Raw genomic sequence first — 9,621 nt, forward strand, 5'->3', positions numbered from 1 at the left:
GCAGCGCGGTCAAAACGTCATATTGGACACCTCTCGCCGAGAGGTGTTGTTTTTTGAGCGTCTCGAGACACATGGGACAACAGATGTGAACCGCAGGACTGACGTCGATGTTTGATATTGGAGTTAACCTCACCAGCTCACAGTTTGATAAAGATCGCGCACAGGTGGTGCGGCGTGCCCGCGAGGCTGGCGTCACCGGCCTGTTGATTACCGGCACCAGCGCCGAAGAAAGCGAACAGGCGCTGGCATTGAGCGAAGCTGTTCCCGATTACTGCTGGTCGACCGCCGGCGTTCATCCACATGACGCCAGCACCTGGACAGAAACAGTGGCTGAGCGAATTCACCGGTTGGGTCAGCGCGATAAAGTCGTCGCTATTGGCGAATGCGGTCTGGACTTTAATCGCAACTTCTCTTCCCCCGAGCAGCAGGAATACGCATTCAGTGCCCAACTGGCGCTGGCTGCCGAACTGTCTCTGCCAGTGTTTCTGCACTGCCGTGACGCGCACGAACGCTTCATGGCGTTGCTGCAACCGTGGCTGGATAAAGTGCCCGCCGCCGTGGTTCACTGCTTTACGGGCGATCGTCAGGCGTTAAGCGACTGCCTGAATGCCGGACTGATGGTTGGCATCACCGGCTGGGTCTGCGATGAACGCCGAGGTCTGGCGCTGCGCGAACTACTGCCGCACATTCCGGACGAGCGGCTACTGTTGGAAACGGATGCGCCTTACTTGCTACCGCGGGATTTAAAGCCTAAACCCACTTCCCGACGTAATGAACCCTGTCATCTTCCCCATATTGTCCGGCAGGTAGCCGCCTGGCGCGGACAAGACGCCGTTTGGCTGGGCGCGATGACGGATGACAATGCCCGCCGGATTTTCCGGCTGGCTTCGACTGGAGAATAATTCTATGAGCACTGCTTTTCCCGGCGCATTCCCTGGACGACGTCTGCGCCGACTGCGTCGTCATGACTTCAGCCGCCGTCTGGTGGCCGAAAATCAGGTGACCGTAAACGACCTCATCTACCCTGTGTTTGTCATGGAAGGCAAAGCGACGCGTCAGGAAGTGCCATCTATGCCGGGCGTGTATCGCCTGACGATAGACGAACTGGTGAAAGAGGCGGAAATCGTCGCCAAACTAGGTATTCCCGTATTGTCGCTCTTTCCCGTGATCGAAGCGGATAAGAAGTCGCTTCACGCAGAAGAGTCATACAACCCGGACGGGTTGGTACAGCGCGCGGTGCGTGCGTTGAAGGCTGCGGTGCCTGAGCTGGGACTACTGACTGACGTGGCGCTGGACCCTTATACCACTCACGGGCAGGATGGGATCATCGACGACGACGGCTATGTCGTAAACGACATCACGAAAACCATCCTGGTTCGCCAGGCATTGTCTCACGCGGATGCAGGCGCGGAAATCGTTGCCCCCAGCGACATGATGGACGGTCGCATCGGCGCCATTCGTAACCAACTGGAAACTCAGGGGCTGGTGAATACCCAGATAATGGCGTATTCCGCTAAATATGCCTCCTGTTTTTACGGACCTTTCCGCGATGCGTTGGGTTCCTCCGGCAACCTGAAAGGCGGTAACAAGAAGACCTATCAAATGGATCCAGCGAATGGTGCGGAAGCGCTTCAGGAGATCGCCCAGGATCTGCAGGAAGGCGCAGATATGGTGATGGTGAAGCCGGGAATGCCGTATCTTGACGTGGTCCGTCAGGTGAAAGATACCTTTGGCGTGCCGACGTTTGCCTATCAGGTGTCCGGTGAATATGCGATGCAGATGGCGGCGATTCAGAATGGCTGGCTGCAGGAGCAACCGGTGGTGATGGAGTCCCTAATGTGCTTTAAACGCGCCGGAGCGGATGGGGTGTTGACCTACTTCGCGAAACGTGTGGCGCAGTGGCTGCGTGAGGAGTCTCTGCAGCGCTGACGGCAATGGCCGTCAGCATTTTTTGAACTGGCGGTTATCAATACTCTGCTTAACCTGTTTATTCAGCAGGTTAAGCAGCAGCATGGACCGCGCCTCACCATCTGGCTCCGCATAGATGGCTTCCAACCCATTGAATGTCCCTTCCGTAATCGTCACGGTGTCGCCTGGCTGCGGGGTTTCCGGGTCCGTCACTACTAACGTCGGGTTCAGGGCTAGTTCGTCAATCACCCCCTGAGGCACCGTCGCGGGCAGCGCGCCAAAACGGACGAAGTGGCTGACGCCGCGCGTCGCACTAATCGTGGTGGTGTGAATGTGTTCGGGATCGAAAGCGACAAACAGATAATTGGGAAACAGCGGTTCGCTGACCTCGGTACGTTTTCCGCGCACAACCTTTTCAATGGTAATCATCGGGCTCAGGCAGTTGACAGTCTGACGTTCCAGATGCTCTTTTGCCCGCAATAGCTGCCCGCGCTTACAGTAAAGTAGATACCAGGATTCCATAATTTCACTAATCTATTGCAATTTTCGGCAAGAATAACAAAAGCGGCACGGGATAAATAGCGCCCGCAGGAAGCGACAGTTTGTAGAAGAAACTTTATAATGACTGCACCACCGAACGTCCTGATGAACAGCATGAAATACCGTGATTTACGTGAATTCCTTTCCCGTCTCGAAGAGAAGGGCGAGCTAAAACGCATTACCCAGCCCATCGATCCTCATCTTGAAATGACCGAGATTGCGGATCGTACTCTACGAGCCGAAGGCCCGGCGCTGCTGTTCGAAAACCCGATCGGCTACGACATGCCGGTCCTGTGCAACCTGTTCGGCACGCCAAAACGCGTCGCGTTGGGGATGGGCCAGGATGACGTCAGCGCATTGAGGGATGTCGGTCGACTGCTGGCATTTTTGAAAGAGCCTGAACCTCCGCGCGGATTCCGTGACTTGATGGACAAGCTTCCCCGCTTTCGTCAGGTACTGAATATGCCGACGAAGCGCGTGTCCTCCGCCGCCTGTCAGGAGAACGTATGGCAGGGCGACGATGTGGACCTGACGCGCATTCCTGTGATGCATTGCTGGCCTGGCGACGCGGCACCGTTGATCACCTGGGGACTGACGGTCACCCGGGGTCCGTTTAAGGAGCGGCAGAATCTGGGGATCTATCGCCAACAGGTACTGGGTAAAAATAAGCTGATCATGCGCTGGCTGTCTCATCGGGGCGGGGCGCTGGATTTCCAGGAGTGGTGCCAGGAACATCCTGGTGAACGTTTCCCCGTCGCCGTGGCGCTGGGAGCCGACCCGGCGACTATTCTCGGTGCGGTGACGCCGGTACCGGATTCGTTATCCGAATATGCCTTTGCCGGACTGCTGCGCGGCCATAAGACCGAGGTGGTGAAATGTTTATCCTGCGATTTGGACGTGCCAGCCAGCGCGGAGATTGTGCTGGAAGGGTATATTGAACCGGGAGAGGTGGCGGAGGAAGGTCCTTACGGCGATCACACCGGCTACTATAATGAGGTCGATCAGTTTCCGGTCTTCACGGTGACGCACATAACCCAGCGGCAGAACGCTATCTACCATTCAACTTACACCGGCCGTCCGCCGGATGAGCCGGCGGTATTGGGCGTGGCGTTGAACGAAGTTTTTGTGCCGCTGTTGCAAAAGCAATTTCCGGAGATCGTCGACTTTTATCTACCGCCTGAGGGGTGTTCTTACCGTCTGGCGGTCGTTACTATGAAGAAACAGTACGCTGGGCATGCCAAACGGGTGATGATGGGCGTGTGGTCGTTTCTGCGGCAGTTTATGTATACCAAATTTGTTATCGTCTGCGACGATGATATTAACGCCCGTGACTGGAAAGATGTCATTTGGGCGATCACGACGCGAATGGACCCGGCGCGAGATACGTTGTTAGTGGAAAATACGCCCATCGACTATCTGGACTTTGCTTCACCGGTTTCCGGGCTTGGCTCCAAAATGGGGCTGGATGCCACTAATAAATGGCCGGGCGAGACCCAGCGAGAATGGGGACAACCGATAACCAAAGATCCACAGGTCGTGGCTCGTATCGATGCCATCTGGGATGAGTTAGCCATTTTCGATGACAGCGAAAAGCGGCGCTAATCGACCGTAACTGTCATTCCCCATTTCGTTTTGATGACCCTACAGAGGGAACGCATGACAACATTGAGCTGTGAAGTAACATCAGTAGAAACGATTACCGATACGGTTTATCGGGTCCGTTTATTACCTTCAGCCCCGTTTTCCTTCCGTGCCGGCCAGTATCTGATGGTAGTGATGGATGAGCGGGATAAGCGCCCGTTTTCTATCGCATCGACGCCAATGGATACCGACTTTATCGAGCTGCATATCGGGGCGTCGGACATGAATCTTTACGCGATGGCCGTCATGGACCGCATCCTGAAAGAAGACACTCTGGAAGTGGATGTTCCACATGGCGAGGCCTGGTTGCGAGACGATAGCAATCGTCCTTTGATTTTGGTCGCGGGCGGCACCGGCTTTTCCTATGTCCGTTCGATTTTGCTGACCGTGCTGGCTCATCAGCCGCAGCGTCCAGTCTCTATCTACTGGGGCGGGCGTGAACCTCAACATCTCTATGATTTAAGTGCGCTGGAGTCGTTGGCGGAACAACACCCCAATCTGCAGGTTGTGCCAGTGGTTGAACAGGCGGAAGACGGCTGGCGAGGTCGTACCGGTACGGTGCTGAGCGCGGTGCTGCAAGACTTTGGCTCGCTGGCAGGCCATGACATCTATATCGCCGGTCGTTTCGAAATGGCGAAAGTCGCGCGGGAACGCTTCTGCAACGAGCGTGGCGCGCAGCAAGAACATCTGTTTGGCGATGCATTTTCCTTCATTTAAGGTCCTCCTTTCGCAATATCCGGCTCTGTATATCACGGGGCCGGTTTGCCATTTATCGCTTACGTACGTGCGTGTAAATCGCTTCTGATTGTCCATTATTCGGCGTATCTATCGGGCCGTTTTTTGTTCTCTCTGTTATTAAGATTGATTGCGAGAGCGAGGAAAGACTCGCCGTTGTTTGACCTGCGTCGGGGGTGACACTGCCGGATCCCCAGCGCTGTGTTAACATAAAAATACGCTGTGATAGATGGAGATACTGATGGAATCGCTGGCCCCTTTGTATCATCAACATGTCGTGACGCTGCAAGAACGCACGAAGACTGCGCTTGAACGCGGCAATCTGGATGCGTTGCTGATCCACTCCGGGGAGCTGATGACGCTGTTCCTGGACGACCACGACTATCCGTTCAAAGTGAATCCGCATTTCAAAGCGTGGCTGCCGGTGACGCGGGTGCCGAATTGTTGGCTATGGGTCGACGGAGTGAATAAACCGCGGTTATGGTTTCATTCTCCCGTTGATTTTTGGCACAGCGTCTCTCCGCTGCCGGATAGCTTCTGGACGAAAGAGTTCGACATTCAGGTGTTTCAAGAGGCTGACGATATCGGACACGTGCTGCCTGCGCCGCGGCAGAATGTGGGCTATATCGGCAGCGCCATACAACGTGCAGCTGAACTCGGCATGACGCCTGAGCACATCAATCCCCAAAGCGTGTTGAACTACCTTCACTATTACCGCGCCTACAAAACCGATTACGAGCTGACTTGCATGCGCGAAGCGCAGAAAACCGCCGTCTCGGGTCACCGCGCCGCGCTGGAAGCATTTCAATCCGGGATGAGCGAGTTTGATATTAACCTTGCGTACCTCACGGCGACCGGCCACCGCGATAGCGACGTGCCTTATGACAACATTGTGGCGTTGAACGAGCATACCGCAGTGTTGCACTACACCCAGTTGAAGCATCATGTGCCTGGGGAAGTTCGCAGTTTCCTGATTGACGCCGGCGCGCAATACAACGGATATGCCGCGGATATCACTCGTAGCTATGCCGCTCAGCGTGACAGCGATTTTGCGGCGTTGGTCAAAGACCTTAACCAGGAACAGCGAGCGCTGATTGAGACGATGAAATCGGGCGTGCGCTATACCGAATACCATGAACAGATGCATCGCCGGCTTGCCGGACTGCTGAAGCGCCACAAGCTGGTGGGCGGCCTTAGCGAGGAAGCAATGGTTGAACAGGGGCTGACTCGGCCGTTTTTGCCCCACGGACTCGGGCATCTTCTGGGGCTGCAGGTCCATGACGTCGGCGGGTTTATGCAAGACGATGCGGGCACCACGCTGGCCGCGCCCGAGTGCTATCCTTATTTGCGTTGCACACGAATGCTTGAGCCACGAATGGTGGTGACGATCGAGCCCGGACTCTACTTCATCGACTCCCTGCTGGAACCTTGGCGCGCCAGCGCTCTTCGTCAGCATTTCAACTGGCAGAAGATTGATGCGCTGCGACCTGCGGGCGGTATCCGCATCGAAGATAACGTCGTCATCCATGACAAGCGCATTGAAAACTTAACTCGCGCGCTGAATCTGGACTGATGTCTTCTTATCCGGTACCCGCTGAGCAGGTCAGCGTCAGCGAAGAAATAAAAAAAAGTCGTTTTATCAGCGTGATAAGTCCTGCCTGCGGCGTAGAGGCGGCTAAAGCCTTTATTCTTGCCCAGCGGGAGCAGCATCCTGCGGCTGTTCATCACTGCTGGGCCTATGTGGCGGGCGCGCCCGCTGATTCCCAGCAATTGGGGTTCTCCGATGATGGTGAACCGGCGGGCACGGCGGGCAAACCGATACTGGCACAGCTCATGGGCAGCGGTATCGGCGAGGTGGCGGCTGTCGTCGTCCGATATTACGGTGGCGTCAAGCTTGGCACTGGCGGGTTGGTACGAGCCTACGGCGGCGGTATACAGCAGGCGTTGAAGCAAGTCACGCTTACACGGCGGGTATTGCTACGAGAGTATCGACTTCAGTGTGATTATCCCTTATTGGCGCCTGTCGAAGTCATCGTACGTCAGTTGGAAGGGCAGATTGTCTCGACGGAATATGGCGCTGACGTCAGGCTCCAACTGGCGTTGCCTTTACACGCCACCGATGAGGCCGATCGCCGATTACGAGATATTAGTCGCGGTGCGTTGCAATTACTGCCAATTTCACAATAATCCCAGCGCGAACTCACTGAACTTTTTGTTAAGGAAGGCCCCGTAATGCACTTGCGCGCCATAACCCGCATCGTTGGCCTGCTGGTCATCCTCTTTTCTGGCACTATGTTTATACCTGGCCTGGTGGCGCTCATCTATCGCGACGGCGCGGGTAAAGCCTTTACTCAGACATTCATCGCCGCGTTGATTATCGGGCTGGTGCTCTGGTTCCCCAACCGCAAGCACCGGCACGAGCTTAAAGCGCGGGAGGGCTTTTTGATCGTGGTGCTATTCTGGACGGTGCTGGGAAGCGTCGGGGCGCTGCCTTTTCTGTTTACCGACCGGCCAAACTTAACAATAACGGATGCGTTCTTCGAATCCTTTTCCGGACTGACGACGACCGGGGCGACGACACTGGTTGGTTTGGATTCGATGCCTAAAGCCATCCTGTTCTACCGTCAGATGTTGCAGTGGATGGGCGGGATGGGGATTATCGTGCTGGCGGTGGCCATCCTGCCGATTTTAGGTGTCGGGGGCATGCAGCTCTATCGCGCAGAAATGCCCGGCCCGCTGAAAGACAACAAAATGCGGCCTCGTATTGCGGAAACGGCGAAAACGCTGTGGCTGATTTACCTGTTGCTGACGGTGTTGTGCGCGTTGTCACTGTGGTTGGCGGGAATGCCGGTCTTTGATGCCATAGGCCACAGTTTTTCGACGATTGCGATAGGGGGCTTTTCTACGCATGATGCGAGCATCGGCTACTTCAACAGCTCTACTATCAATACCATTATTGCGATTTTCCTACTCATTTCAGGCTGTAACTTCGGCCTTCATTTCGCCGTATTAAGTGGACGCAGCCTGAAAGTGTATTGGCGCGATCCCGAATTCCGCATGTTCATTTTTGTCCAGATGTCTTTGGTGGTCGTTTGTACAGTCGTACTGTGGTTCCATAATGTGTACAGCTCGGGGATCGATACGCTGAATCAGGCGTTTTTCCAGGTGGTTTCGATGGCGACGACCGCCGGGTTTACAACGGACAGCATATCGCATTGGCCGTTGTTCCTGCCGGTGTTGCTTCTGTGTGCAGCCTTTATTGGTGGTTGTGCAGGTTCAACGGGCGGTGGACTTAAAGTTATCCGTATCTTGCTGCTGTTCTTACAGGGTTCGCGTGAACTTAAGCGACTGGTTCACCCCAATGCGGTCTATACCATTAAGCTGGGGCAGCGCGCGTTGCCGGAAAGAATACTGGAAGCCGTATGGGGGTTCTTTTCTGCCTATGCGCTGGTATTCATCGTCAGTATGTTGGCCGTTATCGCGACCGGCGTTGACGATTTTTCGGCGTTTGCCGCCGTTGCAGCTACGCTAAACAATCTTGGTCCCGGTCTAGGCGTGGTGGCGGACAACTTCACCTCAATGAACGATGCTGCAAAATGGATACTCATATTGACGATGCTGTTTGGCCGTCTCGAAGTATTCACGCTGTTGGTGCTGTTTACGCCGACCTTCTGGCGGGAATAACAAAAAGAGGTTTCCTTAGAATGAAAGCATTGATCCTGTTTTCCAGTACAGATGGCCAAACAGAGGCGATAGCTAATGTCATTGCCGATGAACTGAAAGAAACGCAAGTATGCGATGTCGTCAATATTGACGATGCCGATAAGGTCGAACTTACCCAGTACACGAAAATTCTCTTGGGGGCATCCGTACGCTACGGACATTTTGCACCTGCGCTGGACCAGTTTATTCAGCGCAACCTGGCTTTACTGCAAAATAAGCCGAGCGCTTTCTTTTCGGTGAATCTCACAGCGCGCAAACCTGAAAAAAGCACGGTACAAACCAATGCTTATACGCGCAAATTTTTAATGCGTTGTCCCTGGAAACCCGATTTGGGCGCGGTATTCGCCGGGGCGCTGCGTTATCCTCGCTATCGATGGTTTGACCGCATCATGATTCAGTTGATCATGCGAATGACGGGTGGGGAGACGGATACCTCGCGTGAGATTGAATATACTGACTGGCATCAGGTCCGAGACTTTGCCCAGCAATTCGGTCAATTAACGCTGAAAAAAAAGGCGCAATGAAGATTATTACAGCGTATTGACCGAAAAAAACTCGTTTGAATATCTTTTTTCATTTAGCGCTTGTCAGCCTGAAATAACTCCCTATAATGCGCTCCCACTGACACGGCGCAGCGGACAACGCAACGCGGTGGCAGTCGAAGAAAGACGAAGAAAGTCGTTGACTTCAAACGCGGAATCCGTAGTATATGCGGCCCGCGGCCACTGAAAGTGGCGCTGCTCTTTAACAATTTAATCAGACAATCTGTGTGGGCACTCACAAGACACTATCGCAATCAGATACGAAAAAGTCTTGAAGAGTGAACAACAGTTAATTCATTACGAATGAACAGTAAATTCTTTGAGCATCGCTATTAACTTAGCAAATCAAGCTTTTAATTGAAGAGTTTGATCATGGCTCAGATTGAACGCTGGCGGCAGGCCTAACACATGCAAGTCGAGCGGCAGCGGAAGGAAGCTTGCTTCCTTGCCGGCGAGCGGCGGACGGGTGAGTAATGTCTGGGGATCTGCCCGATGGAGGGGGATAACTACTGGAAACGGTAGCTAATACCGC

9 protein-coding genes and 1 rRNA gene are annotated in these 9,621 nt (G+C 54.3%); 9 read left to right on the forward strand and 1 reads right to left on the reverse strand.

Annotated elements, in window-relative coordinates:
• Nucleotides 1-107: 107 nt before the first annotated feature.
• Nucleotides 108-902: a 3'-5' ssDNA/RNA exonuclease TatD gene (gene tatD / locus BLU64_RS10630; RefSeq protein ID WP_026743951.1), complete on the forward strand. Its 795-nt coding sequence runs from the start codon at nucleotides 108-110 to the stop codon at nucleotides 900-902.
• Between the two features lie 4 nt (nucleotides 903-906).
• A complete protein-coding gene (gene hemB, locus BLU64_RS10635) occupies nucleotides 907-1,929 on the forward strand; it encodes a porphobilinogen synthase (protein WP_074728661.1) in 1,023 nt (340 codons plus the stop codon).
• Nucleotides 1,930-1,941: 12 nt separating this feature from the next.
• Here hemB and rfaH read toward each other — a convergent pair whose 3' ends face one another.
• Nucleotides 1,942-2,430, reverse strand: coding sequence for a transcription/translation regulatory transformer protein RfaH (rfaH, locus tag BLU64_RS10640; protein ID WP_026743953.1), 489 nt, complete (start codon nucleotides 2,428-2,430; stop codon nucleotides 1,942-1,944).
• Nucleotides 2,431-2,553: 123 nt separating this feature from the next.
• On the opposite strand from rfaH, the gene ubiD reads away from it, so the two are divergent.
• The 7 genes from ubiD to BLU64_RS10675 form a co-directional block, all read left to right on the forward strand.
• On the forward strand, nucleotides 2,554-4,050 hold the full coding sequence (gene ubiD / locus BLU64_RS10645) for a 4-hydroxy-3-polyprenylbenzoate decarboxylase (RefSeq protein ID WP_139171498.1): 1,497 nt from the start codon (nucleotides 2,554-2,556) through the stop codon (nucleotides 4,048-4,050).
• 54 nt (nucleotides 4,051-4,104) lie between these two features.
• On the forward strand, nucleotides 4,105-4,806 hold the full coding sequence (fre, locus tag BLU64_RS10650) for an NAD(P)H-flavin reductase (protein ID WP_026743955.1): 702 nt from the start codon (nucleotides 4,105-4,107) through the stop codon (nucleotides 4,804-4,806).
• Between the two features lie 259 nt (nucleotides 4,807-5,065).
• A complete protein-coding gene (gene pepQ, locus BLU64_RS10655; RefSeq protein ID WP_074728665.1) occupies nucleotides 5,066-6,397 on the forward strand; it encodes a Xaa-Pro dipeptidase in 1,332 nt (443 codons plus the stop codon).
• A complete protein-coding gene (locus BLU64_RS10660; protein ID WP_026743957.1) occupies nucleotides 6,397-7,011 on the forward strand; it encodes an IMPACT family protein in 615 nt (204 codons plus the stop codon). The genes pepQ and BLU64_RS10660 overlap by 1 nt, the downstream gene beginning before the upstream one ends.
• 45 nt (nucleotides 7,012-7,056) lie before the next feature.
• On the forward strand, nucleotides 7,057-8,508 hold the full coding sequence (gene trkH, locus BLU64_RS10665) for a Trk system potassium transporter TrkH (protein WP_026743958.1): 1,452 nt from the start codon (nucleotides 7,057-7,059) through the stop codon (nucleotides 8,506-8,508).
• Nucleotides 8,509-8,528: 20 nt separating this feature from the next.
• On the forward strand, nucleotides 8,529-9,071 hold the full coding sequence (gene hemG / locus BLU64_RS10670; protein WP_026743959.1) for a menaquinone-dependent protoporphyrinogen IX dehydrogenase: 543 nt from the start codon (nucleotides 8,529-8,531) through the stop codon (nucleotides 9,069-9,071).
• A 372-nt stretch (nucleotides 9,072-9,443) separates the two neighbouring features.
• Nucleotides 9,444-9,621: ribosomal RNA gene (locus BLU64_RS10675) — 16S ribosomal RNA — on the forward strand; the annotation flags it as partial.

It is taken from the genome of Lonsdalea quercina (assembly GCF_900107885.1).
Classification (GTDB): Bacteria; Pseudomonadota; Gammaproteobacteria; order Enterobacterales; family Enterobacteriaceae; genus Lonsdalea; species Lonsdalea quercina.

Coding starts and splice junctions, on each gene's coding strand:
- hemB (WP_074728661.1), top strand. CDS start 907: ATGAGCACTGCTTTTCCCGGCGCATTCCCTGGACGACGTCTGCGCCGA.
- tatD (WP_026743951.1), top strand. CDS start 108: ATGTTTGATATTGGAGTTAACCTCACCAGCTCACAGTTTGATAAAGAT.
- trkH (WP_026743958.1), top strand. CDS start 7,057: ATGCACTTGCGCGCCATAACCCGCATCGTTGGCCTGCTGGTCATCCTC.
- ubiD (WP_139171498.1), top strand. CDS start 2,554: ATGAACAGCATGAAATACCGTGATTTACGTGAATTCCTTTCCCGTCTC.
- rfaH (WP_026743953.1), bottom strand. CDS start 2,430: ATGGAATCCTGGTATCTACTTTACTGTAAGCGCGGGCAGCTATTGCGG.
- pepQ (WP_074728665.1), top strand. CDS start 5,066: ATGGAATCGCTGGCCCCTTTGTATCATCAACATGTCGTGACGCTGCAA.
- fre (WP_026743955.1), top strand. CDS start 4,105: ATGACAACATTGAGCTGTGAAGTAACATCAGTAGAAACGATTACCGAT.
- BLU64_RS10660 (WP_026743957.1), top strand. CDS start 6,397: ATGTCTTCTTATCCGGTACCCGCTGAGCAGGTCAGCGTCAGCGAAGAA.
- hemG (WP_026743959.1), top strand. CDS start 8,529: ATGAAAGCATTGATCCTGTTTTCCAGTACAGATGGCCAAACAGAGGCG.